Source organism: Dechloromonas sp. HYN0024, from assembly GCF_003441615.1.
GTDB lineage: Bacteria > Pseudomonadota > Gammaproteobacteria > Burkholderiales > Rhodocyclaceae > Azonexus.
Genome location: NZ_CP031842.1, coordinates 49,299 through 75,679 on the forward strand (window position 1 = coordinate 49,299; position 26,381 = coordinate 75,679).

At 61.1% G+C, this 26,381-nt stretch carries 23 protein-coding genes, 1 tRNA gene and 1 pseudogene; 15 read left to right on the top strand and 10 right to left on the bottom strand.

Annotated elements, in window-relative coordinates:
* Positions 1 to 162 precede the first annotated feature (162 nt).
* Both HYN24_RS00220 and HYN24_RS00225 read right to left on the bottom strand, forming a co-directional pair.
* Entirely contained in the window at positions 163 to 2,175 is a 2,013-nt protein-coding gene (locus tag HYN24_RS00220; RefSeq protein ID WP_117607408.1) for a cache domain-containing protein, read from the bottom strand.
* A complete protein-coding gene (locus HYN24_RS00225) occupies positions 2,154 to 3,512 on the bottom strand; it encodes a sigma-54 dependent transcriptional regulator (RefSeq protein WP_117607409.1) in 1,359 nt (452 codons plus the stop codon). Before HYN24_RS00225 ends, HYN24_RS00220 begins: the two co-directional genes overlap by 22 nt.
* Positions 3,513 to 3,688: 176 nt before the next feature.
* Between HYN24_RS00225 and HYN24_RS00230 the strand changes: the two genes are divergently transcribed.
* The 11 genes from HYN24_RS00230 (at position 3,689) to HYN24_RS00285 (ending at position 15,971) form a co-directional block, all read left to right on the top strand.
* Positions 3,689 to 4,042 carry a DsrE/DsrF/TusD sulfur relay family protein gene (locus tag HYN24_RS00230; RefSeq protein WP_117607410.1) on the top strand — a complete coding sequence of 118 codons (354 nt, stop codon included), beginning with the start codon at positions 3,689 to 3,691 and terminating at the stop codon, positions 4,040 to 4,042.
* Positions 4,043 to 4,222: 180 nt separating this feature from the next.
* Positions 4,223 to 7,288, top strand: coding sequence for a formate dehydrogenase-N subunit alpha (gene fdnG, locus HYN24_RS00240; protein ID WP_162888550.1), 3,066 nt, complete (start codon positions 4,223 to 4,225; stop codon positions 7,286 to 7,288).
* Positions 7,289 to 7,300: 12 nt separating this feature from the next.
* Positions 7,301 to 8,188, top strand: coding sequence for a formate dehydrogenase subunit beta (gene fdxH / locus HYN24_RS00245; RefSeq protein WP_117607413.1), 888 nt, complete (start codon positions 7,301 to 7,303; stop codon positions 8,186 to 8,188).
* Positions 8,185 to 8,805 carry a formate dehydrogenase subunit gamma gene (locus HYN24_RS00250; protein ID WP_117607414.1) on the top strand — a complete coding sequence of 207 codons (621 nt, stop codon included), beginning with the start codon at positions 8,185 to 8,187 and terminating at the stop codon, positions 8,803 to 8,805. Before fdxH ends, HYN24_RS00250 begins: the two co-directional genes overlap by 4 nt.
* Before the next feature lie 159 nt (positions 8,806 to 8,964).
* Positions 8,965 to 9,870: a formate dehydrogenase accessory protein FdhE gene (gene fdhE, locus HYN24_RS00255; protein WP_117607415.1), complete on the top strand. Its 906-nt coding sequence runs from the start codon at positions 8,965 to 8,967 to the stop codon at positions 9,868 to 9,870.
* A 41-nt stretch (positions 9,871 to 9,911) separates the two neighbouring features.
* Complete coding sequence (gene selA, locus HYN24_RS00260) at positions 9,912 to 11,309, top strand: L-seryl-tRNA(Sec) selenium transferase (RefSeq protein ID WP_117607416.1); 1,398 nt, start codon at positions 9,912 to 9,914, stop codon at positions 11,307 to 11,309.
* Positions 11,310 to 11,447: 138 nt separating this feature from the next.
* Complete coding sequence (locus tag HYN24_RS00265; RefSeq protein WP_117607417.1) at positions 11,448 to 12,782, top strand: FAD-dependent oxidoreductase; 1,335 nt, start codon at positions 11,448 to 11,450, stop codon at positions 12,780 to 12,782.
* A gap of 312 nt (positions 12,783 to 13,094) precedes the next feature.
* The gene (selB, locus tag HYN24_RS00270) at positions 13,095 to 14,972 is read left to right on the top strand and encodes a selenocysteine-specific translation elongation factor (protein ID WP_117607418.1); all 1,878 of its coding nucleotides are present in this window, start codon (positions 13,095 to 13,097) and stop codon (positions 14,970 to 14,972) included.
* A 5-nt stretch (positions 14,973 to 14,977) separates the two neighbouring features.
* Positions 14,978 to 15,073, top strand: a tRNA-Sec gene (locus HYN24_RS00275).
* Between the two features lie 96 nt (positions 15,074 to 15,169).
* Positions 15,170 to 15,604: a glycine cleavage system protein H gene (locus HYN24_RS00280; RefSeq protein WP_117607419.1), complete on the top strand. Its 435-nt coding sequence runs from the start codon at positions 15,170 to 15,172 to the stop codon at positions 15,602 to 15,604.
* Positions 15,597 to 15,971, top strand: coding sequence for a DsrE family protein (locus HYN24_RS00285; RefSeq protein WP_117607420.1), 375 nt, complete (start codon positions 15,597 to 15,599; stop codon positions 15,969 to 15,971). Before HYN24_RS00280 ends, HYN24_RS00285 begins: the two co-directional genes overlap by 8 nt.
* 7 nt (positions 15,972 to 15,978) lie before the next feature.
* On the opposite strand, the gene bamE is transcribed toward HYN24_RS00285, so the two are convergent.
* The gene (gene bamE, locus HYN24_RS00290; protein ID WP_117607421.1) at positions 15,979 to 16,470 is read right to left on the bottom strand and encodes an outer membrane protein assembly factor BamE; all 492 of its coding nucleotides are present in this window, start codon (positions 16,468 to 16,470) and stop codon (positions 15,979 to 15,981) included.
* Positions 16,471 to 16,560: 90 nt separating this feature from the next.
* Between bamE and HYN24_RS00295 the strand changes: the two genes are divergently transcribed.
* The gene (locus HYN24_RS00295) at positions 16,561 to 16,953 is read left to right on the top strand and encodes a rhodanese-like domain-containing protein (protein WP_117607422.1); all 393 of its coding nucleotides are present in this window, start codon (positions 16,561 to 16,563) and stop codon (positions 16,951 to 16,953) included.
* Here the strand turns inward: HYN24_RS00295 and HYN24_RS00300 are convergent.
* From HYN24_RS00300 to HYN24_RS00310, 3 genes and pseudogenes are all read right to left on the bottom strand, one after another.
* Positions 16,933 to 18,138 carry a multidrug effflux MFS transporter gene (locus HYN24_RS00300; protein WP_117607423.1) on the bottom strand — a complete coding sequence of 402 codons (1,206 nt, stop codon included), beginning with the start codon at positions 18,136 to 18,138 and terminating at the stop codon, positions 16,933 to 16,935. The two genes, HYN24_RS00295 and HYN24_RS00300, sit on opposite strands and share 21 nt — an antisense overlap.
* Positions 18,131 to 19,006 (bottom strand): annotated as a pseudogene (locus HYN24_RS00305) (YifB family Mg chelatase-like AAA ATPase); the annotation flags it as partial. The gene HYN24_RS00300 and the pseudogene HYN24_RS00305, both read right to left, overlap by 8 nt.
* Before the next feature lie 87 nt (positions 19,007 to 19,093).
* Positions 19,094 to 19,336 carry an accessory factor UbiK family protein gene (locus tag HYN24_RS00310; protein ID WP_117607424.1) on the bottom strand — a complete coding sequence of 81 codons (243 nt, stop codon included), beginning with the start codon at positions 19,334 to 19,336 and terminating at the stop codon, positions 19,094 to 19,096.
* A gap of 241 nt (positions 19,337 to 19,577) precedes the next feature.
* On the opposite strand from HYN24_RS00310, the gene HYN24_RS00315 reads away from it, so the two are divergent.
* The 3 genes from HYN24_RS00315 (at position 19,578) to HYN24_RS00325 (ending at position 22,279) form a co-directional block, all read left to right on the top strand.
* The gene (locus tag HYN24_RS00315; RefSeq protein WP_117607425.1) at positions 19,578 to 20,342 is read left to right on the top strand and encodes a TorF family putative porin; all 765 of its coding nucleotides are present in this window, start codon (positions 19,578 to 19,580) and stop codon (positions 20,340 to 20,342) included.
* Positions 20,343 to 20,427: 85 nt separating this feature from the next.
* Positions 20,428 to 20,766, top strand: a complete 339-nt coding sequence (gene glnK / locus HYN24_RS00320) for a P-II family nitrogen regulator (RefSeq protein WP_117607426.1) — start codon at positions 20,428 to 20,430, stop codon at positions 20,764 to 20,766.
* Between the two features lie 13 nt (positions 20,767 to 20,779).
* A complete protein-coding gene (locus HYN24_RS00325; protein ID WP_117607427.1) occupies positions 20,780 to 22,279 on the top strand; it encodes an ammonium transporter in 1,500 nt (499 codons plus the stop codon).
* Between the two features lie 126 nt (positions 22,280 to 22,405).
* Here HYN24_RS00325 and purU read toward each other — a convergent pair whose 3' ends face one another.
* From purU to HYN24_RS00345, 4 genes are all read right to left on the bottom strand, one after another.
* Entirely contained in the window at positions 22,406 to 23,269 is an 864-nt protein-coding gene (gene purU / locus HYN24_RS00330) for a formyltetrahydrofolate deformylase (protein WP_117607428.1), read from the bottom strand.
* A 3-nt stretch (positions 23,270 to 23,272) separates the two neighbouring features.
* Entirely contained in the window at positions 23,273 to 23,704 is a 432-nt protein-coding gene (locus HYN24_RS00335; protein WP_117607429.1) for an oxidoreductase, read from the bottom strand.
* A gap of 12 nt (positions 23,705 to 23,716) precedes the next feature.
* The gene (gene thrH, locus HYN24_RS00340; RefSeq protein ID WP_240327699.1) at positions 23,717 to 24,331 is read right to left on the bottom strand and encodes a bifunctional phosphoserine phosphatase/homoserine phosphotransferase ThrH; all 615 of its coding nucleotides are present in this window, start codon (positions 24,329 to 24,331) and stop codon (positions 23,717 to 23,719) included.
* An 86-nt stretch (positions 24,332 to 24,417) separates the two neighbouring features.
* A complete protein-coding gene (locus tag HYN24_RS00345; protein WP_117607431.1) occupies positions 24,418 to 26,325 on the bottom strand; it encodes an ATP-binding cassette domain-containing protein in 1,908 nt (635 codons plus the stop codon).
* Positions 26,326 to 26,381 lie beyond the last annotated feature (56 nt).

Sequence of the window (26,381 nt, forward strand, 5' to 3'; positions counted from 1 at the left end):
GACGGAAGCGCGGACGGGGCATTTTGTGAAAAATGATAATTTCCCAAAATGTCCCACCTTGGCCGCTGTTTGTAAATAAGGCGAAGGTCATAGCCGTCACCGGCTGCCCATAGGCCTCGACTGCAATCTGGCCGCAGTTGCCGCTTGCCGCTTGCCGGGCGCTCAGGCGAGCGGCTCGTGGCGCAGCCAGACGGTAAAGCGCGCGCCTTCACCGGGCAGGCTGCTGACCGTCAGGCGCCCGCCGTAACGTTCGATCAGGTTCTTGCTGACCCATAGGCCGAGACCGTTCCCATCCGGTTTTTTGGTTGTAAAGAAGGGCTGGAAGAGGCGGGCAAGATCCGCCTCGCCGATACCCGGCCCGGAGTCTTCGACGATCAGCCGGATGCCGAGCGGCATGTCGCTCTCATCCCAGTCCTCGATGGTGATTTTCAGAACGCCACCGGTGGGCATGGCCTGGATGGCATTGACCAGCAGGTTGATGACTACTTGCTGCAGTTCATTCTTGTTGCAGATGATTGGCCGGGTTGAATCGACCAGCTGCTGGACGGCGACGCTGCCTGTCTTGAGCAGATGCCGGACGAGCAGCAGGCAGTCCTGGACCAGTTGGGCCGGGTCGGCTGGCTCGAGGTAGCCGACGTAATCCTGCGGCCGGGCGAATTGCAGGAGTTTGGCGACGATCAGCCGGATGCGCTGGACCTGCTCGTGGATGAGTTTTATTTCCGGGGCGACCGGGTCGGCCTGGGGGCCGAGCAGGTCGCGCAGCACATCGAGATTGCCCTGGATGACGGCAATCGGATTATTGATTTCATGGGCGATGCCGGCGGTCAGCTGACCGATGGCGGCGAGTTTTTCGTTCATCACCAGCTGCGATTGGGCCGCCTTGAGGTCGGTGACGGCCTGCTCCAGCGCTGAGGTCCGTTCGGCCACCTTGGCATCGAGCGATTCTCCCCAGCGTTTGAGCGCCCTGGCCTGCGCATGCAGGCGGTCGAGCAGGCGGTCGAAGTGGGCAGCGACAACGCCGAGTTCGTCTTGGCAGGGAACGTTGCCGACGCGTGCCTCGGCATCACCGCGTTCGATGGCGTGCATGGTCGCGTGCATCCGCTCAATCGGCCGGAAAACCCGGCGCGCCCAGAGTACGGCAAAAACGCCGGCGATCAACATGGCCGCCACAAAGAGTGCGATGACAACGGTGAAGGCTTGCTGGCGGGTCTCGACGAACGGGCCTTCAAGAAAGCCGACATAGAGCATGCCGATCCGCTGCCGGCGGCCATCAAGCAGCGGCTCGTAGGCCGAAACATACCAGTCGCTGACCACGAAGGCGCGGTCCAGCCAGGTCTGGCCAGCCCCGAGGACGGTGTCGTAAACCGCCTGCGAGACGCGGGTGCCGATCGCCCGGGTATCGCCAAAAAGACGGACGTTGGTGGCAATGCGCACGTCGTCCAGGAAAAGCGTCGCCGTCCCGGCGCTGCCGAAGGGCAGGGCACCGGCCGGGTAGACGATGGCATTGAGGCGATCAATGAAGTCGAGATTCTTGTTGAGCAGGACGCCGCCGCTCAGAACGCCGATCAGACGGCCGTTGGCATCCTGCACCGGGGCGGCCGAATGAATGACCAGGCCGCGGGTTTCCGATTCGCGCCGGTCCGGTCGGGCATTCGCCGTGGCGACAATGGTCGTCCGGGCCTGCATGGCCAGGGCCGGGCTAATGGTGAATAGCTGGGGTCCGCTGAACACCTCGGTTTCGGTACTGGCCTGGCCGAGCAGGGCGGCGGCGATGACCGGCCAGGTTCTGGCATCCTGTTGGCTGTGGTCGACGTCGCTAAAGTGCAGGAAGTCGAGTTTGTATTCCAATTGGGTCGAGTCGAGCAGTGCCGTTACGGCCTGTTCGGCTTCACCGTGTGGGCTGCGCAGGGTCCGGGCCAGTCGTTCAGAGGCAGCCAGGCTGGCAACCGAGCGGCCGACACCTTCCGTCACGCGCTCAAAATAGCCGTGAGCGACGGCGAGGTCGGAACGAACCTTGGTGACCAGCAGATGGTCCAGATAATCGCCACCCCAGTAGGCCAGCACCGCCATGGTCAGGGGCAGGACGATGCCGAGCGGAACCAGTGCCAGCAGTAATAGCCGGGCGCGAATGGAGCGCCGCCGACTGGGCGGGGTCAGATTCCCCAGGCCTGGCACTTGCGGTCCATGGTCTTGCGCGAGATGCCGAGCCGGCGGCTGGCTTCGGACTTGTTGCCGGCGCAGACGGCGAGAATGGCGAGAATATGGCGTTTTTCAACAACTTCGAGCGACTCGCTGTCGACGGTGGTCGCTCCGGCATCGATTTCCGCCTTGTTGCCAATGTCAAACCAGCCAAGGATCAGCGACCGTTCAATCAGATTGCGCAGTTCGCGCACATTGCCCGGCCAGTCGTAATCGGCCATCCGGGCCTGCGTGCGCGGGTCAAGGCCGAGCCGCGGAACGCCTAGGCTGGGGGTCAGTTGGGCCATGAAATGTTCGACCAGCAACGGAATGTCATCGGGCCGTTCGCGCAGCGGCGGCAGCGTGACTTCAAGCACTTGCAGCCGGTAATAGAGATCGGAGCGGAAACGTTGGGCGACGACTTCCGCTTTCAGGTCGCGGTTGGTCGCCGCGATGACCCGGACATCGACGGAAATTTCCTGCGCCGAGCCGACCGGCCGGATGCGTCTTTCCTCGATGGCGCGCAGCAACTTTGCCTGGGCGGCGGGTGGCAGTTCGGAAATCTCGTCGAGAAAGAGGGTGCCGCCTCGGGCATAGTAAAAGAGGCCTTCGCGGCTCTGCACTGCGCCGGTATAGGCCCCCTTGACGTGGCCGAACAATTCGGACTCGATGAGTTCGGCCGAGATGGCCGCGCAATTGACCGGTACGAAGGGACCTTCGGCCCGCTGGCTCATTCGGTGCAGGGCGCGGGCGGCGACCTCCTTGCCCGTGCCGGATTCGCCGCTGAGGAGGACGGTTGCGGGTGTCGGGGCGATGCGTTTGAGACGTTCGCAGACCTTGAGCATGGCCTCTGACTGACCCACCATACCTTCGATATCGACCGAATGGGTACTGATTTCGCGACGTAGCACGAAGTTTTCACGGGCCAGTCGGGAGCGCTCGAAACAGCGCTGGATGGCGTTCAAAACCTGGGCCAGCGAGAACGGTTTTAGCAGGAAATCGGCCGCCCCGGCGCGCAAGGCATCAATGGCCGTGTCGAGGTCGGCGTAGGCAGTCATCAACACGACGTCGCCGGCATAGCCGGTGTGGCGCAATTCATGCAGCCACTCGATGCCGGAACAGCCGGGCAGGGAGATATCAAGGACGATCAGGTCGTAGTGCTGGCGTTCGAACAGCGGGCGGGCCTGTTCGACGCTGCCGGCAATGTCGGCGACGCCGCAGCGCGTGGCCAGCGCCCGCTGCAGGAAACTCTGCATGCCCGGTTCGTCGTCGACGATGAGTACCGAGTATTGCTGCCAGGGCGCTGCCGGAGCGCCGGCTGTTGTCTCGTCCATTGCGTTGTCGCTTATAGGGAATTGATTCAGTCGAAACAATTTTCGCACGGCTGAGCCCGGCGTGTGTCGCTCAGTTTATTACTGATTGCTGCTAGCGATTGTCTCAGCTCGGGGGTCATTTGCCCGATACATTTAGCGGCTATCATCACGGTTTTCTAATAGACAGAAGTCGATCCATGCAAAATATTCTGATCATCATCAATGCTGCCCCGTACGGTAGTGAACGTTGCCTGTCCGCCCTGCGCCTGGCCACGGCGCTGGCCGGCAATGATGGCCAGCCGGCGATCCGCATTTTCCTGATGTCCGATGCGACCGTGCTCGGCTTGCCCAATCAGATCGACGGAGCGGGCAATGGCCTGCAGGGTATGGTTGAAGGGCTGGTTGCCCAGGGCGTTGATATCCGCCTCTGCCGGACTTGTGCCCTGGCCCGCGGCCTGGGGGAACTGCCGCTGATCGCGGGGACGTCGATCGGCACGCTGGTCGAACTGGCCGAGGCAACGCTGGTGGCAGACAAGGTCATCACCTTCTGATGATCCTTGTCTGATTGAGACATTTTGTCCGGCCGGAAGGCTGGATGGACAAAATGTCTCAACTGTTTTCGCTGGTTTTAATAGGTGATTTCAGCCTGTTCAATGACTTACCCGGAATGGCATAGTGATTGCAATGTTTTCCCCTTGCGACATGGGGTCGCATGAGGAGGAAAAACGCAAATGAATATGAACAGGCGGCAGTTCTTCAGGGTCTGCTCCGCCGGGCTGGGAGGATCGTCCATCGCCATGATGGGATTCTCACCGACAGCAGCCCTGGCCGAAGTACGGACCTTCAAGCTCGCCCGCGCTACCGAAACACGGAATATCTGTCCGTACTGCTCGGTGTCCTGCGGGGTGCTTATCTACTCAACCGGCGACAAGTCCAAGAATACGCCGGCTGAAATCATCCACATCGAAGGCGACCCGGATAATCCGGTCAATCGCGGTACGCTGTGCCCGAAGGGCGCCGGCCTGCGCGACATGGTGCAGAGCGCCAATCGCCTGAAGTGGCCGGAAGTGCGTGAACCCGGTTCGGCCGAATGGAAGAAGATCTCCTGGCAGGAAGCCATCGAGCGCATCGCCAAGCACATGAAGGCTGACCGCGATGCCAACTTCATGGCGCAGAACAAGGACGGCGTGACCGTCAATCGCTGGACCACCACCGGATTCCTTGCATCATCCGCAGCACCGAATGAGGCTGGCTACCTGACCGTGAAGACGATTCGCGCGATGGGCATGACCTCGATCGATACCCAGGCACGTATTTGACACGCTCCCACGGTGGCCAGTCTGGCTCCGAGTTTTGGGCGTGGTGCGATGACCAACCACTGGGTGGACATCAAGAACGCTGATTTGATTCTGGTAATGGGCGGCAACCCGGCTGAAGCGCACCCCTGCGGCTTCAAGTGGGTGATCGAAGCCAAGAAAACCCGCAAGGCGAAGCTGGTCGTGGTCGACCCGCGTTTCAACCGCACCGCGTCGGTGGCTGATTTCTACACCCCCCTGCGTCCCGGTACCGACATTGCCTTTCTTGGCGGTGTCATCAATTACCTGGTCAGCAATGACAAGATTCACCACGATTATGTGAAGGCCTATACCAATGCGGCTTTCCTGATCGATCCGGGCTTCAAGTTCGACGACGGCATCTTCTCCGGCTACAACGAGGAGAAGCGCAGTTACGACAAGTCGACCTGGAAGTACCAGATGGACAAGGACGGCTACGCCATGGTCGACGAGACCTGGCAGGACCCGAACTGCGTCTGGCAACTCATGAAGACCCACTATTCGCGCTATACGCCCGATATGGTGAGCAAGGTCTGCGGCACGCCGAAGGAAGCCTTCATCAAGGTCTGCGAGATGATTGCCGAGACCGCAGCGCCGAACAAGACGATGACCAACCTGTACGCACTGGGCTGGACCGAGCATTCCGTCGGTTCCCAGAACATCCGCTGCATGGCCATCATCCAGCAGTTGCTCGGCAACATGGGCATGGCCGGCGGCGGCATCAACGCCCTGCGTGGTCACGCCAACGTCCAGGGCATCACGGACTTTGCGCTCTACGCCCAGAATCTGCCGGGCTACGTCGGTGCCCCCATGGATGCCGACAAGGACCGCGCCACCTATCTGGAAAAGCGCACGCCCAAGGCACTGCGTCCGGGCCAGATGAACTTCGGCCAGAACTTCCCCAAGTGGCATACCAGTCTGGCCAAGGCCTGGTGGGGTGATGCGGCGACCAAGGAAAACGACTTCGCTTACGACTACTTCCCGAAACTGGGTGGGGCGTCGGACGTGCTGTCGATTTTCAACGCCATGTACGAAGGCAAGATCAACGGCTTCTTCTGTCAGGGTTTCAACCCGCTGGCCTCGGTGGCCAACAAGAAGAAGGTCGGCGATGCCCTGGCCAAACTCAAGTACATGGTGGTCATGGACCCGCTGGCGACCGATACTTCCGAGTACTGGAAGCCGCACGGCGAGTTCAATGATGTGAAGCCGGCGGAAATCCCGACCGAGGTCTTCCGTCTGCCGACCACGCTGTTCGCTGAAACGGCCGGCACCTTCACCAACTCCGGTCGTGTCATCCAGTGGCGCTGGAAGGCGGCGGATGGTCCGGGCGATGCCAAGGACGATACCGAAATCCTGGCCGCGCTTTTCCTCAAGCTCAAGGAAATGTACGTCAAGGATGGCGGCGCTTTCCCCGACCCTATCCTCAAGCTGACCTGGGCCTACAACCAGCCGACCAAGCCGTCGCCGGAAGAACTGCTCCGCGAAATCAACGGCAAGGCACTGGCCGACGTGCTCGACCCGAAGGACCCGACCAAGGTGCTGGTCAAGGCCGGTGAGCAACTGGCTTCCTTTGCCCAACTGCGCGATGACGGCTCGACCACCTGCGGCAACTGGATCTACTGCGGTGTCTGGTCGCAGGCCGGCAACCTGTCGGCTCGCCGTGACAATGCCGATCCGTCCGGTCTGGGCCAAACCATGAACTGGGGTTTCGCCTGGCCGGTCAATCGCCGCATCATCTACAACCGCGCCTCGGCCGACCTCGCGGGCAAGCCGTGGGATCCAAAGCGGACGGTGTTGAAGTGGACAGGGACGGCCTGGGGCGGCAACGACGTGCCGGACATGCGTCCGGATGCGGCGCCCGATCAGAACGTCATGCCCTTCATCATGAATCCGGAAGGTGTGGCCCGTCTGTTCAGCCGCGACATGATGGCCGAAGGCCCGTTCCCCGAGCACTACGAGCCGTTCGAAAGCCCGCTCGACAATAATCCGATGCACCCCAAGAACCCGAAGGCGACGAGCAACCCGGCTGCCCGCGTGTACAAGGGCGACATGGAGGCGTTCGGCAAGGCCAAGGACTTCCCGTACGTGGCGACGACCTACCGCCTGACCGAGCATTTCCACTACTGGACCAAGCAGAGCAAGATCAACGCGATCATGCAGCCGGAACAGTTTGTGGAGATCGGCGAGGAACTGGCCAAGGAAAAGGGCATCGCCAACGGCGAGAAGATCAAGGTCCGTTCCAATCGGGGCTTCATCAAGGGCGTCGCGGTGGTGACCAAGCGCATCAAGGCCCTCGACGTCGACGGCCGGAAGGTGCACACGGTCGGTATTCCGATCCACTACGGGTTCAAGGGGGCGACGAAGCCCGGCTTCATCACCAACACCCTGACCCCGTACGTCGGTGACGCCAATACGCAGACGCCGGAGTACAAGGCGTTCCTGGTCAACATCGAGAAAGCGTAAAGGAGAGCTGATATGGCACTGCAATCGCTAGACATCAAACAGCGCTCCGCGACGACGACGCCCTCCACGCACGTGCGGGAAACGATCGAAATCGCCAAGCTTATCGACGTATCCGCCTGCATCGGCTGCAAGGCCTGCCAGGTTGCCTGTTCGGAGTGGAATGACATTCGCGACGAAGTGGGCAACTGCCACGGCGTCTACGACAACCCGATGGATCTGTCGGCCAAGTCGTGGACGGTGATGCGCTTTACCGAGGTCGAGCAGAACAACAAGCTCGAGTGGCTGATCCGCAAGGACGGCTGCATGCACTGCGCCGACCCCGGTTGCCTCAAGGCTTGCCCGGCCCCCGGTGCGATCATCCAGTACAGCAACGGCATTGTCGATTTCCACCAGGAAAACTGCATCGGCTGTGGCTACTGCGTGACCGGCTGTCCGTTCAACGTCCCCCGTATCTCGAAGGAAGACAGCAAGGCCTACAAGTGCTCGCTGTGTTCCGACCGGGTTGCTGTCAACCAGGCCCCGGCCTGCGCCAAAGCCTGCCCGACGGGAGCGATCCAGTTCGGATCGAAGGAGGACATGAAGGATTACGCGGCCAAGCGCGTCACCGACCTCAAGGAACGTGGCTACGAACAGGCGGGACTGTACGATCCGCAAGGCGTTGGTGGTACGCACGTCATGTACGTGCTGCACCATGCCGACAAGCCTGATCTTTACGCCGGCCTGCCGGCCAATCCGTCGATCAGCCCGCTCGTTTCGCTGTGGAAGGGCTTCGCCAAACCGCTCGCTACGCTGGCGCTGGCTGGCGTCGCACTGGGTAGCCTGTTCCATTACGTAACCAAGGGTCCGAACGAGGTCTCGAAGGAGATCGAAGACGAGATCGAGAAGGAGGATGCAAAATGATCCGCGATCCGAAAGACCTCAAGCGTTACGAGCCCAAGGAACGGGCCAATCACTGGGTGGTGGGCATCAGCTTCATTCTGCTCTCCCTCTCCGGTCTGGCTTTCTTCCACCCGGCGTTTTTCCCGCTGACCCAGTTGTTCGGTGGCCCGACCTGGACGCGCATTCTGCACCCCTACCTCGGGGTGCTGATGGCGGTCTCCTTCCTCGGCCTCTACTTCCGCTTCAAGCATCTGAACAAGATGACGCCTGCGGACAAGGAATGGCTCGGCAAGGTCAGGCAGATGGTGGACGGCGACGACCACAACATGCCGGAGCAGGGCAAGTACAACGGCGGCCAGAAAGTCATGTTCTGGGCGATGGCCATCTGCATGCTGCTGATGGCTGTTTCCGGAGTGCTCATCTGGCGCGCCTGGTTCGGCTTCGACATTACGCTCGTCCGTATGGGCGCCGTGGTGCACGCCGCTGCTGGCGCCGTAATGATCGGCCTGATCTTTGTGCACGTTTATGCCGCCATCTGGGTTAAGGGCACCATCCGCGCCATGTGGTACGGCACGGTAACCCGAGGCTGGGCCAAACAGCATCATCGCGGCTGGTATCGTCAGGTGACGGGTAAGTAATCGGGCCTGCAGGGTTGGGTTGCCCGCGCAGGCCGTACGGTCGTGCGGGCGCAACTTGATCCTGCTGCGCCGGGTTATTTGCGCCACTGATTTAGGTTTACCTTGCGTTCAGGGGGCTCTGCGGAGAAGATTTCCGCAACCCCCTTTTTTTGAGTTTCCATGCCCACACAACCCATTGAGTTTCACCCTCCGGCTGAAGAGGCAGCAGCAATCCTGTTGCCGGTGACCACCACGCTTTTTGCTGACCGCGCCGACCGCTTTGACGGGCTCGCCGTCGGCCACAGTTTGGCTGACTGGCTCGCCTTTCTCGGCCAACTCAGCCGCGCCCAACACCAAGCCCTGAAGAACGTGCCGGCCTTGCCGCTACCGGATGCCGCGACGCTCGAACAGGCGCGTGCCCACGGCATGCCGCCGCTCAATCTCGCCCTGCGTCCCGCTGCCTGGCGCGAGGTGCTGCGCCAGATCGCCGGCGAACTGCGCAAGGATGCGCCTGAGGCGGCTGGCAAGGCGCTGGATGCGCTGCTGGCAGCTGACAATGCCTGGCTCGAAAAGCTCGCTGACACGCTGCTCAGTGGCGAAATGGAGGCCGGTGACGCAGCCGAACTGCCTTTCGTGGCGGCTGCCCTGCAGGTTGTCTTCACCCGACTGGCCAGCCAGTTCGACGCTACCCAACTGCAGAAACTGGACGCGCACGGCATCTGCCCATGCTGCGGTAGTCCGGCTGTCGCCAGCGTGGTACGTCTCGGGGCGGCCATCAACAATTTGCGTTATCTGCACTGCAGCCTGTGCAACACCGAATGGAACGTGCCGCGCGCTACCTGTACCGCCTGTGATACCGACAAGGCGGTTGGCTTGCACGAGATCGATGGGGCGAAGGGGGCGGTTCGCGCCGAAACCTGCGACACCTGCAAGAGCTATCTGAAAATCGTCTATCAGGAAAAAGACCCGCGGGTTGACCCGGTGGCTGATGATCTGGCCACGCTGGCTCTCGACCTGCTGGTTGATGAAGCGGGCTATGCGCGTTCCGGCCCGAATCTGCTTCTGATCGGCGCCTATAGTGGCTAAAGCCATTTGATTAACCTTTCTGCCCGGTTCGGGTGAAAGCCATGAACGAACACAAACGTCTTCCCGCGGTTGACCGCGTCCTCCAGCAAATTCCCGATCTGATCGACGTACATGGTCGCCAGCCGGTTACCGCCTGCGTCCGGGCCGAATTGGCAGCCGCCCGCGAGGGACTGAAATTCGGCCTGCCGCTCCCCGATGACGCCAGCCTGCTCGCGGCCATACGCCGCCGGGCCGAGGCAGCCGGTCAGGCCCGACTCCGTTCAGTCTTCAATCTGACCGGCACGGTGCTGCATACCAATCTCGGCCGGGCGCAACTGGCCGAGGAGGCCATTGCTGCCATGGTCGAGGCCGCCCGTTCGCCCTGTCCGCTGGAGTATGACCTCGCTTCCGGTGGGCGAGGGGATCGTGACGATCTGGTGTCCGGGCTGCTCGCCGAACTGATTGCCGGGGGTTCGCCCAATATCGCCGCGACCATCGTCAACAACAATGCGGCTGCCGTGCTGCTGACCCTCAACGCGCTCGCGCAGGGCAAGGAGGCGGTGGTGTCGCGTGGCGAACTGGTTGAGATCGGTGGCGCTTTCCGAATTCCCGATGTGATGCGCCGGGCGCAGGTCAAGCTGCACGAAATCGGCACGACCAATCGCACACACGCCAAGGATTTTCAGGAGGCGATCAATCCGAAGACGGCCTTGCTGATGAAAATCCACACCAGCAATTACGCCGTCACCGGTTTTACGGCGACCGTGGATGAAAAAGCCATCGCCGACATTGCCCATGCCGCCGGTCTGCCCTTTGTCATCGATCTTGGCAGTGGCACCCTCTGTGATTTCGCCGCCTACGGCCTACCGGCCGAACCGACCCCGCAGCAGGCGCTGGCAGCTGGTGCTGATATCGTTACCTTTTCCGGTGACAAACTGCTGGGTGGCCCTCAGGCCGGGCTTATCGTCGGGCGGAAGGACCTCATTGCCAAAATCAAGAAAAACCCCCTCAAGCGGGCCCTGCGTGTCGGCAAGACAACCCTCGCGGCGCTAGAGGCAACCCTGCGTCTGTATCGCGACCCCGATCGTCTGGCCGAACGCCTGCCCACCTTGCGCCTGCTGACCCGGCCGCTGGCCGAGATCAATGCCCTGGCCGAACGGCTGCTGCCATTGGTGCAAGCGACGTTTGGTGAACTGGCCACGGTCAGTGTCGAGCCGTGCTGCAGCCAGATTGGTAGTGGTGCGTTACCGGTCGAACGCCTGCCGTCAGCTGCGCTGGTTTTTCGGGTGAATGCAAAAAGGGCGGGGAAAATGCTGCTGTCGATCGAGGCCGCCTTCCGCGGTTTGCCGACGCCGGTTATCGGCTATATCCGCGATGATGCGTATCATCTCGATTTGCGCTGTCTGGAGGGCAAGGACGAAACACGGTTTACCGCCCAGCTGCCGCAACTAAAGCTTTGAAAAACTGTTTGGTTTATTGAAAGCAGCCTTGATGGGCGGTCGGTGTACCGCCTGCTGTTTTCTTCCATGCCTGAAAGGGCAAATCTGTAAATCCGGGCATCTCCGTGTCCGGGTGGTTTCTCGAATGGAGAAGAAGTCATGACGTTCAATCGCCGGCAATTCCTTGCGGCGGGTGCAGTACTGGGTGCCTCTGCCGCCATCGCCCAGCCAACCAGCCCGCTGCCTTTCCTGATCAACATGCAGTCTGACCCGCTGCTGCCGAAAGCGACGGGCAAGCGAGTGGTTATCTGCGGTGGTGGCTGGGGTGGGATCACTGCAGCCAAACATCTCAAGTTATTGAATCCGACCCTTGAAGTCGTCGTCCTTGAGCGTAATCCGGTTTTCTTCTCCTGCCCGATGAGCAACAAGTGGCTGGTTGATGTCGTTGATGTCCAGTTCCTGACTTTCAGCTATCTCGAAGTCGCCCAGAAGTACGACTACAAATTCATTCAGACCGAAGTCACCGCTTTCGAGCGGGAGAACAAGCGCGTCATCACCGCCCAGGGCTGGCTCGATTACGACTACCTGATCGTTGGTGCCGGCATTCGCTACAACTACGAAACGTGGTTCGGCAATGACCGTAAGGCGGCCGAATACACCCGCGCCATGTACCCGGCGGCCTACATTCCGAACGCCGAACATTTCCGCCTCAAGCAGAGCATCCAGAATTTCAAGGGCGGCGATCTGGTCATGACCCTGCCGCCGCCGCCGCATCGTTGTCCGCCGTCGCCCTATGAGCGGGCCTGCCTGATCGCCGGCCTGATCAAGGAACGCAAGATCAAGGGTCGGGTAATCATTCTCGACCCCAAGGATAGCCCGCGCCCGATCACCGGTGGCTTTCAGGAAGCCTTCGAGAATCTCTACAAAGACCAGATTACCTATGTGCCGAAGGCGGTGATCAAGGAAGTCGATCCGTTCAACAAAAAGATCAAGACGGCCGTTGGCGATTTTACGTTTGATCACAGCATCCTGATGGCGCCTCATCAGGCCGGTGACATGGCCTGGAAAGCCGGTTTGATCGGCAAGAACGCCGAGGGCAAGCCGACCGGATGGGCTGGCGTCGATCCCTTCTTCCTGAATATGAAGGACGATCCGGATGTTTACGTGATTGGCGATGCAGTGGGCGTTGTTTCACCGCAGTTCAATTTTTATCCGAAAGCGGGTCACGTCGCCAATGCCCACGCCAAGATCGTCGCCAAGTACATCAGCGAACGCGTCAAGGGACGCGAGCCAAAGTATGCGCTGCCCGACAACCTCTGCTTCATGATGGTCAACACCCGGCCGCGTGAGGATGTCGCTGTGCGCTTCAAGTACTACGTCAACGACAAGGGCATCATTATTCAGGATCAGGATGATGACAACCTGCGCCGGGATGATTTGGTGACCGAGGACTTTGCCTGGGCTGGGCGCATGTACGAAGACATGTTCGGCTGATTTTTGAGGTTTCGCCGCGCCAACGGGGGCGGCGAAACCGGTTTCACGTGAAACGAGGGGAGTGGCGATATTGGCCGGAACGGTTGCCGTTAACGTATTTGACGCTAACTGCCAGGCTACAAAATGGGCGTAATATGAGTTTAATCCGGACTCTTTGAAGATTGGCAGTGCACCGTTTCTTGTTATTTCCACATTTGTGGCGAGGTGTGGTCCAGCCGAACCGCCACCGTCCGAAGCCGGGAACTAAGCCGCGATGATTGTTTTGTCTGAGACGTCCGGACCGGCCATGCCCGGCCGCCCGAAGCAAGCCCGATGATCATCGGTACAGCCGGCCATATCGACCATGGCAAAACGACGCTGGTCAAGGCGCTAACCGGCGTTGACTGCGATCGTCTGAAGGAAGAAAAGACACGCGGTATCACCGTCGACCTCGGTTATGCCTATACGCCGACCTTGGGTTTCATCGACGTACCAGGCCATGAAAAGCTCATTCACAACATGCTGGCCGGGGCCACCGGCATCGATTTTGCCCTGCTCGTGATTGCTGTTGACGACGGTCCGATGCCACAGACCCGTGAGCATCTGGAAATTATCGAACTGCTCGGGATCAGGCGAGGCGCCGTGGCGCTGACCAAGATCGACCTGGCCGGCGCCGACCGGGCCAAGCAGGCCGGCGCCGAAATTGCCACCTTGCTGGTCGGCACCGCATTGGCTGCAGCGCCGGTCTTTCCGGTCGCCGCCGTGAGTGGCGAAGGGATCGCTGAGTTGCGTGCCCATCTTGAAGCGGCGGCTGCAGAACAAGGCCAACGCCAGTCCGCCGGTGGCTTTCGTCTCGCCATTGATCGTTGCTTCACGCTTTCCGGTGCAGGCACGGTGGTAACCGGCACGGCCTTTGCCGGCACGGTCAAAGCTGGCGATCAGTTGTTGCTCTCGCCGCCCAATAAATCTGTCCGGGTGCGCAGCCTGCGCGTTCAGGATGCTCCGGCTGAATCCGGTCAGGCAGGGCAGCGTATCGCCCTGGCCCTGAACGGGATCGAAAAGGCCGAGGTTGAACGTGGTCAGTGGATTGTCGCGTCGCCCTTGCATGCTCCGGTCCGCCGCGTTGACGCCAGGGTTCGCGTCCTCGCCGGTCAGCCCGTCCTCAAGCACTGGACCCAGGTACACCTTCACCTCGGGGCGGAAGATGTGCCGGCTCGTATCGCCCTGCTTGGTGCCAACGAGCTTGCGCCGGGGAGCGAGCAGTGGGCCCAGATTGCCCTTGAGCGCGACATCGGCACGCTGGCCGGCGACCGCTTCATCCTGCGCGATGCCTCGGCCCGTCACACCATTGGCGGCGGCATCGTCCTCGATATCTTCCCGCCCAGTCGCCGAAAGAGCAGCCCGGAGCGGCTGGCCATGCTGGCTGCACTGGCTGATGACAACCCGGCTACGGCACTGCAACTGGCCAGCGACCAGCAAGCGGCCGGCATCGATCTGACGATGTACGCATTGAACCGGAACCTGGACGCGACGACGCTGGCCGCTTTGTGCCAGCAATTGAATCTCAGGCAGGTCGGGCAAACTGCTTTTTCCCCGTCCCGCTGGCAAGACCTTGAAGCCCGGCTGCTCACGGCACTGGCAGCAGAACACCAGCGGGCACCCGACCTCACCGGGGTCGAGCGCGACCGCCTACGTCGTCTGACCCTGCCGACGCTTTCCCGCCCGGCATTCGACGCATTGCTGGCCAAGCCGCTGGCCGATGGCCGTATCACTCAGAGCAATGCCTGGCTGCATCTGCCGGAACACCGGGTCGAGCTGGCGGCTGCTGACCGCGAGTTGTGGCAAGTGCTGAAGCCGCTGCTTGATAGTGAACCCTATGCGCCGCCGCGTGTGCGCGATGTCGCCAAGGCTGCGGGTATTGGCGAAGATGCCGTCCGTGGGTTGTTCAAGCGCATGGCCCGTCACGGTGAAGCCTGGCCGGTGGCACACGACCATTACTTTACGGCCGTAGCCGTCGCCGACCTGGCGCGGCGGGTGGCTGGCCTCAACGAACGAGACAGCTGCGCCCGGGCCGCCACGTTGCGTGACGAAATCGGTGGTGGTCGCAAAGTTGCCATCCACATCCTCGAATTCTTTGACCGCATCGGCTACACTCGCCGCGTGCGTGATACCCACGTTTTGCGTGGAACCCCCGAGCAGTTTGGGGCATGAACAACGGAAGAGATCGTTCCCCGGTGGGGCGGCCGGTCTTCAAAACCGGCAGGACCTGTCAAACAGGTTTGGGTAGGTTCGACTCCTGCTCTCTTCCGCCAGCTACCGTTCGCGTTGTATCCATGACTTTGTCGACATCGGCTCGACTACGCGTCCTGCATACAATGCAAATCTATCCCACTCAATAGACTTTCCTGATGGCCCATACCCCATTCTCCGGCACTATCCCCGACGATCGCCTCTACTGTCCGCGCTACGATATGTGGGTGCAGGAAACGGCGGCGGGCGAGGTGCTGCTCGGGGCGACCAGTTTCGGCATTTTCCTGGCCGGCGAGATCATAGCCTTCACCGCCAAGCCGAAAGGGGCGACGGTAGAGATTGGCCGGGGGATGGGCACGGTGGAGTGTCGCAAGACGGTGCTTGCTGTGCATGCGCCGATTTCCTTTGTTCTGCTTGAAGGCAACGATGCGGCAGAAGAGCGCCCGAAGCTGGTCAATGCGGAACCCTATGCGGCCGGCTGGATGGCGCGGGCGAGGCCGACGGCATGGGCCGACGAGAAGTTGGGTCTGGTCGATGCTGCGGCTTATCGACGGCACATTCTGACAATCGAACCGGAGGCTACCTTTGGCTGACAAACTGGCTTTGTTGATCTGGGCCGCAACGCCCGATCGTCCCGAACTGGTCGTTACCCCTCTGGTCCACGCGCTGGCCGGGCGGGCGCTTGATGCCGAGGTCGAAATCCATTTCGCCGGCCCGGCCGTACGCTGGCTGGTCGAAGGATTTGCCGATCAGCGATATGCCAGCGCGGAGAAAGACAAATCGGTCGGATACTTTCTGCGCGAAGCTCAGCAGGAGGGTGTGACGCTCTACGCCTGCGGCATGGCAGCGGCGCAGTGGGTCGACGCAGGGGAAGATCTGTTAGCGGGTAGCCGTCATGCCGGGGCGACGGCTTTTGTCGTCCGCGCCCTCGATCCCGAGTGGCGAACGCTGACTTACTGAGCCGGGCTTACCCCTTCGGCTGAACGCGTTTTGATGTTTTCTTGACGCCGCCATTCTCGGTGTCGAAGTGCACCATGAAGTAGGTTTCCTCCATCGGTGGCATGCCTTCGATACGCCACTCCCAGATTTCTTCGCGCAGGTTGTTGAAGACCTGTTTCGTCCCCGGCGCGCCGAACAGGCGGCGGATGTCGTCCTTGCTCATGCCGGGGCGAACCTTGCCATAGTTGGCATCGTTTAGGACCTGTTCGATCTTGCTGATGACCTGATTGCTGCTGAAGGTGATCATGTAGCAATTGCTGCCATTCGGTTGCCGGGCGTACTCCCAGGTCGCCGTGCCGTCGTCGTTCCAGTGCACGAAGCCGGGCTCTCCCATGCGGGCCCGTACTTCCGCCTGCGTCGTGATGCCCGGCTTCATTTCCTGCATGTTGACGTAGTCGCAGGCCGGCAATACGGCGATGATGGCCGAGGCGGCGGCACTGATCCAGGCGGGAACTTTCATGCGGACTCCAAATATGACGTTTTGAGCAAGTTTACGCTTTACTCAGCTTGCTTCCATAATATCGGACTCCTCTAATTTTCGGATATGCCAATGCTGCATCTTGATCCCCTGGCCGCCCATGCACTGCTACAGGAAAAACCTGAGGCGATGCTTATCGATTGTCGGACGGAAATCGAGCACATGTATGTCGGCCATCCGGTTGGTGCCGAGCACGTCGCCTGGCAGGAGGCACCCGACTGGGAGATCGATCCGGAGTTTGCCGACAAGGTTAAATGGCTGGTGCGCAATGACCTGAGCCGGCCGGTGCTACTTATTTGCCGCAGCGGTCATCGTTCCATCCTGGCTGGCGAAGCGCTGGAAGCGGCCGGTTTCACCCAGGTGATCAATGTTCTCGAAGGCTTCGAAGGGCCGCTTGATGACGACTATCATCGCGGCACTCTGGGGGGGTGGCGCTGCCGCGGGCTACCGTGGTATCAGTCGTAGGCGCTGATGAAGCAGTGCGGCCAGAGCGCCGGTCAGCAACAAGCCAGCCATGCCGAGCGACATGTTCAGTGTGGAGCCCCACAGCGCCGGGGCAATCAGCGCGGCGACCAAGCTGTTGAAGCCGGACTGGAAAAAGGTCTGACAGGATGCGGCAAGTCCGCGTTGAGCCGGGAAGGGATCAAGGGCAAATAGGGTCAGATTGGGCATGGCCAGCGACATGCCTGTCGTATAAATGAAAAGCGGCATGACGCTCCAGGGCAATCCCGGTGGCAGGGCCAGATTGACAGCCAGATTAATTGTTGCCGCACCGCCCATGATCAGGTAGCCAAGGACGATGGTCCGGCTTGGCGACACTTTCCCGGCCAGCCGGCCCGATAGCCACGAGCCAGCGATCAGCCCGCCCATGGCCGGGCCGAAGAGCCAGAGAAAGCCGGTTTCCGGGACGCCGAGATGGGTCATCAGAAACACCGGCGCCGACAGGACATAGATGAAAAAACCGGAGAAATTAAGCGACAGCGCCGCGCAGGCGAGGAGGAAGGGCGGCGACGACAGGACTTTCCAGTAAGTTCGGCCAAGATAGCCCGGGCGCAGCGATTGCCGCTTTTCCGGTGGCAGGGTTTCCGGCAGCAGTTTCCAGCAGGCCAGCCACAGCGCGGCGGTGGCCACCACGAGGAAGGCAAAGACCGAGCGCCAGCCAAAGAAGGTCTGCAGCCAGCCGCCAATGACCGGGGCGATGGCCGGAGCCAGTGCGAACATCATGGTGATCTGCGACATCAGGCGCTGGGCTGGCGGCCCGTCGAACAGGTCGCGGACGATGGCGCGGCTGATGACGATGCCGGCCCCCGCCGTCATGCCCTGCATGGCCCGCCAGAACCACAGGTGCTCGATGCGCGTGGCCAGGGTGCAGCCGGCGGAGGCGACAGCAAACAGCCCGATGGCGACAAGGATCACCTTGCGCCGGCCGAAACGGTCGGCAATGGCGCCATGCCACAGGGTCATCAGGGCGAAGGAGAGCAGGTAGATGGATAGCGTCTGCTGAACTTCGAGCGGTGTGGCGTTGAGCTTTTCAGCGATTTCGTGAAACGACGGCAAATACGTGTCGATGGAAAACGGACCGAGGGCCGACAGCGAGGCCAGCAGAATGGCAATGCCGCGTGTCTCGCGCCGGGTCTGGTGTTCACCCACGGGCGAAACGCCGATACTGGATGGCTTCGGCAATATGAGCAGCGCGGATATCGTCGCTGGCGGCCAGGTCGGCGATGGTCCGGGCAACTTTGAGGATGCGGTGCCAGGCGCGGGCCGACAGGTCGAGCTGGGCGGTGGCCTGTTGCAGCAGCTTGTTGCCCGTTGCGTCGGGTTGGCAGGTGGCGTCAACTTCCTTGGTGCTCAAGCGGGCGTTTGGTTTCTGCTGTCGTGCCTGCTGCCGGTTCTGCGCCTGTTCGACGCGGCCACGAACACTGGCCGAGGATTCACCATCCGCCTTGCCGGCGAGACTTTCGACGAGCAGGGCGGGAACCTCGATGATCAGGTCGATGCGGTCAAGAAACGGGCCGGAAAGCTTGCCGCGATAACGGGCAACCTGATCCACCGTGCATCGGCATTTGCCGTTCGGTGCGCCATGGTAGCCACAGGGACAGGGATTCATAGCCGCAATGAGCTGAAACTCGGCGGGAAATTCCGCTTGTCGGGCCGCCCGGGCGATATGGACGACACCTGACTCAAGCGGCTCACGCAGGGTTTCCAGCACTTTGCGGTCGAATTCCGACAATTCGTCGAGGAACAAAATGCCCTGATGGGCCAGACTGATTTCGCCGGGGCGCGGCGGGTTGCCACCGCCGACCAGGGCGACGGCCGAGGCGGTATGGTGCGGCTGGCGGTAAGGTCTAACGCCAAAAGCTTCCGGGCGGAACTGGCCGACCAGGGACAGCACGGCAGCTGAGGCCTTGGCGGCTTCGCCGTGCAGGGTTGGCATGAGGCCGGGCAAGCGGGCGGCCAGCATGGATTTGCCTGAACCGGGGGGACCGACCATCAAAAAGCTGGGCAGGCCGCTCGCCAGATGGGCCTCGACCGTCACCGGCGGGGCGTTGAGGCCATCCAGTCCACGACTGTGAGCGATGGCCAGCGCCATGAAGTGCTCGGCTTACTGACCCGAGCGGGACTTTTCCAGAGCGTCGACGCGGGCTTCGAGGGCCTTGAGCTTTTCGCGGGTGCGGGCCAGCACTTCAGCCTGGACGTCGAATTCCTCGCGGGTGACCAGATCGAGCTTCGAGAAAAAGCCGCTCATGACCATTTTTGCGTTTTTTTCGATGTCTTTGGCCGGCGAATTGGCCAGCAGGGCGCTGATCTTGGCGCCGAATTCTTCAAGTGTCTTGGGGTCGAGCATGATGTCCTCCGTTGATTTTCAAGTTTAACACAACGGGATTTTTCCGCTTTTGGCCATCCGCTTACCTGTGGTGCGTAACGCTCTGTAACCGCACCGCTTTGGTGCGACAAAATGGTGCGTGGATTAGGGGTGTACCGGCAATCCTTTGATTTTTATCAAAAAAATGACCTGGCACGGCTTCTGCTATTGCTGTACTGCACAAATATCTTTTTCACTTTAATCAATCTGTAGGAGAGATCACATGAAGAAATCACTTATCGCCCTGGCCCTGGTTAGCGCCTTTGCCGTTCCGGCTTTTGCTGAAGAAGCTGCTCCGGCGGCTGAAGCTCCGGCCCTGACCGGCAACGTCGGCCTGTTCTCCAGCTACCGTTTCCGCGGTATCGACCAGACCATGGGCAAGCCGGCCCTGCAAGGCGGCTTCGACTACGCCCACTCGAGCGGTCTGTATGTCGGTAACTGGAACTCCAATGTCAGCTCCTACGCTGGCTATCCGGGTGGCAACCTGGAAATGGACTTCTACGGCGGCTACAAGATGGCCTTCGGTGACTTCGGCCTGGATGTCGGCGGCCTGTACTACTACTACCCGGGTACCGATGGTGCTGCTGGCGGTTTCAAGAGCGGTGTTGTTCATAACGGTGAAGTTTACGTTGGCACGAGCTGGAAGTTCCTGACCCTGAAGGCTTCCTACGCTGTCACGGACTATTTCAACGCTGCCAACACCAAGGGCACCTACTACATCGATCTGGGTGCTGCCTATGATCTGGGTGACGGCTGGGGCGTGAACGGCCATGTCGGCTACCTCGATCTGGCTCACAGCACCACTGGTGACTACGCCGACTGGAAGCTGGGCGTAACGAAGGATGTCGGTGGCTATGTTTTCGGCCTGTCCTACATCGGCACCGATGCCGACAAGACTGCCTATAACTGGGTCAACGTTGCCAAGGGTAGCCAGAACTTCTACGCCGGCAAGAACACCGCCGTCCTCTCTGTCTCCAAGACTTTCTAATCAAGCTTAAAAACTCCCCCGCCAGTGCACCGGCCGGCGCAGGTGGGGGAGAACAGATTTCAACCTAAATGGGGAACTACTCATCATGAAATTCGTAACCGCCATCATCAAGCCGTTCAAGCTTGACGAAGTGCGTGAAGCGTTGTCCGCCATTGGCGTACAGGGCATCACCGTCACTGAAGTGAAGGGTTTCGGCCGGCAGAAGGGGCACACCGAGCTGTATCGGGGCGCCGAATATGTCGTCGATTTCCTGCCCAAGGTAAAGATCGAAGCCGCCGTCAAGGACGAGCAGCTGGATCAGGTCATCGAGGCTATCGAAAAGGCAGCCAGCACCGGCAAGATCGGTGACGGCAAGATCTTCGTCTTCGACGTCGAGCAGGTCATTCGTATTCGCACCGGTGAAACCGGTACCGATGCCCTCTAAGGAGCCCAAAATCATGAAACGTATCTTTGCATTGCTGGCTCTGGTCGGTGCTGTCGCATTCAGCGCGCCGTCCTGGGCTGAAGAAAAGGCTGCCCCGGCTGCGCCGGTCGCTGCTGTCTCGGCTGCCGCTGCGCCGGCCGCTGCTGCGCCGGCCGCTGCTGCGCCGGCCGCTGCCGAAGCCGCTGCCCCGGCTGCTGCACCGATTCCGCCGAACAAGGGCGACAACGCCTGGGTCATGGTCAGTGCCGCTCTGGTCATCCTCATGTCCATCCCCGGCCTGGCCCTGTTCTACGGTGGTCTGGTCCGCACCAAGAACATGCTGTCGGTGCTCATGCAGGTCTTCGTGACCTTCTCGCTGATCTCTGTGTTGTGGGTCATTTATGGCTACTCCGCAGCGTTCACCGAGGGCAACCAGTTCTTCGGCGTACTCGACAAGCTCTTCCTGAAGGGTGTCACGGTTGATTCCGTGGCCGCCACCTTCTCCAAGGGTGTCAATATCTCCGAACTGGCCTACGTCATCTTCCAGGGCGCCTTCGCCGCCATCACCTGCGGCCTGATCGTCGGTTCCTTTGCCGAACGTGCCAAGTTCTCCGCAATCCTGGTCTTCATGGTCATCTGGTTCACGCTGTCCTACATCCCGATGGCACACATGGTCTGGTACTGGGCTGGTCCTGATGCCTACATCGACGCTGCCGCTGGCGAAGCCGCCGGCAAGACGGCTGGCTTCCTGTTCCAGAAGGGCGCGCTTGACTTCGCCGGTGGTACCGTCGTGCATATCAACGCCGCTATCGCTGGTCTGGTTGGTGCCTACATGGTTGGCAAGCGTACCGGTCTCGGTAACGTCGCCATGGCCCCGCACTCCCTGACCTTCACCATGATCGGTGCTTCCCTGCTGTGGTTCGGCTGGTTCGGTTTCAACGCTGGTTCGGCCCTCGAAGCCTCGGGTGCTGCTGCCCTGGCCATGGTCAATACCTGGGTTGCAACGGCTTGCGCTGCACTGTCCTGGATGTTTGCTGAATGGATTCTCAAGGGTAAGCCCTCCATGCTGGGTGCTGCTTCCGGTGCGGTTGCTGGTCTCGTTGCCATCACCCCGGCTGCCGGCTTCGTCGGCGTCATGGGCGCCATCATCATCGGCCTGATCGCCGGCGTGATCTGCCTGTGGGGTGTCAATGGCCTGAAGAAGCTGCTCGGTGCAGATGACTCCCTCGACGTCTTCGGCGTCCATGGCGTCGGCGGCATCACCGGCGCCATCCTGACCGGTGTCTTCGTTGATCCGGCCCTCGGCGGCACGGGCGTCTATGACTACGTGGCCAACAAGGTTGGTGACTTCGACATGACCGCCCAGGTGATCAGCCAGCTGTGGGGCGTCGGTACCGTCGTAGTGTGGTCGGCCGTGGTCTCCATCGTCGCCTTCAAGCTGGTCGATATCGTGATTGGTCTGCGTGTGCCGGAAGATGAAGAGCGTGAAGGTCTTGACCTCACCTCGCACGGCGAAACCGCCTACCACCACTAATCAGGTTTGTAGTCTCTCTCCCTTCGGGCACCTTCGGGTGCCCGTTTTTTTTGGGCATCAAAAAGCCGCCGGGCAATCTGCCGGGCGGCTTTTCATTTCGGCGTTAAAACTGCCGGGGCGATCGGATCAGCGGAAAACGACGGTTTTGTTGCCGTGTACCAGCACCCGGTCTTCCAGGTGGTAGCGCAGACCGCGGGCAAGCACGGTCTTCTCGATGTCCTTGCCGTAGCGGACCATGTCTTCCGGCGAATCCGAATGGTCGATGCGGATGACGTCCTGCTCGATGATTGGGCCCGCGTCGAGTTCGCTCGTCACGTAGTGACAGGTCGCCCCGATCAGCTTGACGCCGCGTGTGTAGGCCTGATGATAAGGCTTGGCGCCGGCAAAGCTGGGCAGGAAGCTGTGGTGGATGTTGATGATCCGGCCGGCCAGCGCATCGCAAAGGGCGGGTGACAGGACTTGCATGTAGCGGGCAAGCACCATCGAGTCGCCGCGTACGTCGTCAAAAATGCGCTGGATCTCGGCGTAGGCGGCGGCCTTGTTATCTGGCGTTACGGGCACGTGATAGAACGGAATGCCGTGCCATTCGACGAAGCCGCGGAAGGTATCGTGATTGGAAATGACGCAGGGAATCTCGATGTCCAGTTCCTTGGCCTGCCAGCGGGCCAGCAGGTCGTAGAGACAGTGTTCCTGCTTGGAAACCATGACGACGACGCGCTTCTTGATGGCGCTGTCGTTGATCTGCCAGGTCATTTGCAGAGGCTCGCCGACTTCAGTGCGGAAACGCTCGCGGAACTCGGCGAGGAGGAAAGGCAGCGAATCGGCCTTGATCTCGATGCGCATGAAATAGCGCCCGGTCAGGGCGTCGGCATGGAAGCTCGATTCAAGAATCCAGCCGCCATTACCGGCAATGAAGCCGGAAACCCGGGCGATGATGCCAACCTGGTCGGGGCAGGAGGCTGAGAGCGTGTAGAAGCGGTCGTTATGCATTCTTTACAGGTTTCCGGTGGCTGGCGGGTGAATGGTGCTGAGCAGTTCGCTCGGTTCGCCGCGCAGGAACTTGAGCAATTCGAGACGGGCGTTATTGGCAGCCAGACCGCGCCCGACCAGATAGGCCATCAGCTCATCGAAACGTACCCGCCGCGCCTCGCCTTGGGGTGTGGCATTGCGCCGGTCGCTGAAGGAGTCCATCAGCGTCGAGCCGCAGGGGCAGTTGCGATAGAGGTCAACAATCACTGTGCCGTCATCGTCGAACGACTGCTTGAGTGAGCGCCGACCATTCGGCATGGCTTCGGTCTGCATTACATAGTCGGCGACGTCGGCGAAAACGCGATTGCAGCACCGGCAGCGCTTGGGGAACGTGGTTTCGGCCAGGGCCTTGAGGCCACGGACCAATTCCGGGTCGAAATCGTTCCCCGCCACCATGATGGGCTGTCGTCAGGCAGCTGCGCGGGCGAACGCCTTGTCGATTTCCGTGCGCAGATCGTCGTAATTAAGGACAACCGGATACTGCGGAAATTCGCGGATGACATTCTCGGGCGGGTGGAAGAGGATGCCACCATGAGCTTCGCCGAGCATGGCGGTATCGTTGTACGAGTCGCCGGCAGCGACGATGGTGAACTTGAGTTCCTTGAAACGCTGCACGGCTTCGCGCTTCTGGTCCGGCATGCGCAGATGGTAAGCGACCAGCATGCCCGAGGCATCGGCTTCGAGCGAATGGCAGAACAGCGTCGGCCAGCCCAGCTGGCGCATCAGCGGATGGGCGAATTCGTAGAAAGTGTCGGACAGGATGACGACCTGGTAATCCTCGCGCAGCTTGTCGAGGAAGGCGCGGGCACCCTGCATCGGCCCCATTTCCGCGATGACCTTCTGGATGTCCGGCAGGCCAAGCTTGTGCTCGCGCAGGATATTCAGGCGGTAGGTCATGAGCTTGTCGTAATCCGGCTCGTCGCGGGTGGTCCGCATCAGCTCGGGGATGCCCGTGCGTTTGGAGAATTCGATCCAGATTTCGGGGACGAGGACCCCTTCGAGGTCTAGGCAGACGATTTGCACGGTTGGGCTCCAGCGAGAATGTTCGTAAAACGCCAATTTTACCTGATGAGGGTGGGGGTTTCTCTGGTTTTGGCGATGGGGGGCAATCAGTCGACGGCAGGTAATCCCTCGAGCGCCTCATGCACCTCCAGCCAGCGCATTTCTGCCTCATCAATCTGCTCGCCAAGGAGTGCCGCCTGTTTGTGCATTTCCTCGCTTTTAACCCGATCGACAGCGGTATAAAACTCGGGATCGGCGAATTGGGCATCAAGCGCAGCTTTTTCCTCGTTCCACTTGGCCAGCTTGCGCTCAAGTTGCTCGATTTCCTTGACCAGCGGCCGGCGCTGGGCGAGTACCGCTTGCCGGTTGGCTTTGGCATCGGCCCGTTGCGCCAGACGTTCATTTTTTTCCGCCGCTGCATCGGGCTCTGGGGCTTTTTCGGCACTGCGCTGGGCTGCCAGCCAGGCTGCGTAGTCGTCGAGGTCGCCGTCGAATTCAGTGACTTTGCCAGCAGCGACGAGGAGTAGTTCATCGGCGCAGGTGCGCAGCAAGTGGCGATCATGCGACACGAAGACGACGCCGCCTTCGTAGTCCTGCAGGGCGAAGGTCAGGGCTTCGCGCATTTCGAGGTCGAGATGGTTGGTCGGCTCGTCGAGCAGCAGCAGGTTGGGCCGCGTGCGGATGAGCAGGGCGAGGGCGAGGCGGGTCTTTTCGCCGCCGGAGAATGGTTCGATGGCGCGGGTCGCCATGTCGCCGCGAAAATCGAAGCCGCCGATGTAGTCGCGCAGTTCCTGCTCGGTGGCGCTCGGGTCGAGGCGCACCAGATGCTGCAGCGGCGATTCATCCGGGCGCAGCTGTTCGAGCTGGTGCTGGGCGAAGTAGCCGATGTTGAGGGCCTTGGCCTCCTTGCGCTCGCCGCCTTGCTGGGCGATGGTGCCGGCGAGCAGCTTGATCAGTGTTGACTTGCCGGCGCCATTGCGGCCAAGCAGGCCAATGCGGCAGCCGGGGCGCAGGGTGAGCGTGACCTTATCGATAATCTTGTGATCGGCATAGCCAGCCGAGGCCTTTTCGATGCTGAGCAGCGGGTCGGGCAGGGCAATTGGATCGCGGAAGCTGAAATGGAAAGGCGAATCGACATGCGCTGCGGCGACCATTTCCATGCGTTCGAGGGTTTTGATCCGGCTTTGTGCCTGTCGTGCCTTGGTCGCCTTGGCCTTGAAGCGTTCGATGAAGCTTGAGAGGTGGGCGATTTCCCTTTGCTGTGCTTCGAAGGCCGATTGCTGGGTGGCCAGGCGGGCGGCGCGGGCCCGTTCGTAGTCGGAATAGCCGCCGCTGGTCAGGCTCAGTCGTTGAAGGTCGATGGCGATGATCTGGCCGACCACGGCATCAAGGAAGTCACGGTCGTGCGAGATGAGAAGCAGGGTCGCCAGGGTGTTCTTCAGCCAGTTTTCGAGCCAGAAAACCGCATCCAGGTCGAGGTGGTTGGTTGGTTCGTCAAGCAGCAGCAGGTCGGCGCGGCAGGAGAGGGCGCGGGCGAGGTTGAGGCGAACGCGCCAGCCACCTGAGAATTCGGCCACCGAACGGGAGAAATCGGCGTCGGTAAAGCCCAGACCGTGCAGCACTTCGGCGACGCGGGCCTTGGCTGAATAGCCACCGATTTCGCCGTAGCGGGCATGCAGATGGCCGATAGCGACACCGTCACCCTTGGCTTCCGCCTCAACCAGTTCGCGCTCGATGCGGCGTAACTCGACATCGCCGTCGAGGACGAAATCGAGGGCACTGTCGGGCAGGGCCGGGGTCTCCTGGGCGACGCGGGCGATATGCCAGCGAGCGGGAATCTCGACGTTGCCGGATTCGGCATGCAGTTCACCGGCAAGCAGGGCAAACAGGCTGGATTTGCCACAGCCGTTGGCGCCCACCACGCCAACTTTCCAGCCGGGGTGAAGCTGGACGGAAGCGTCGATGACCAGGGGGTGGCCGGCGCGGGCGAAAGTGACTTGACGTAAGGCGATCATGAGGGGGCAGATTATAGCGAGGCGCGGCCTGGATGGGCGGCCCCTGCGCCGGGGCT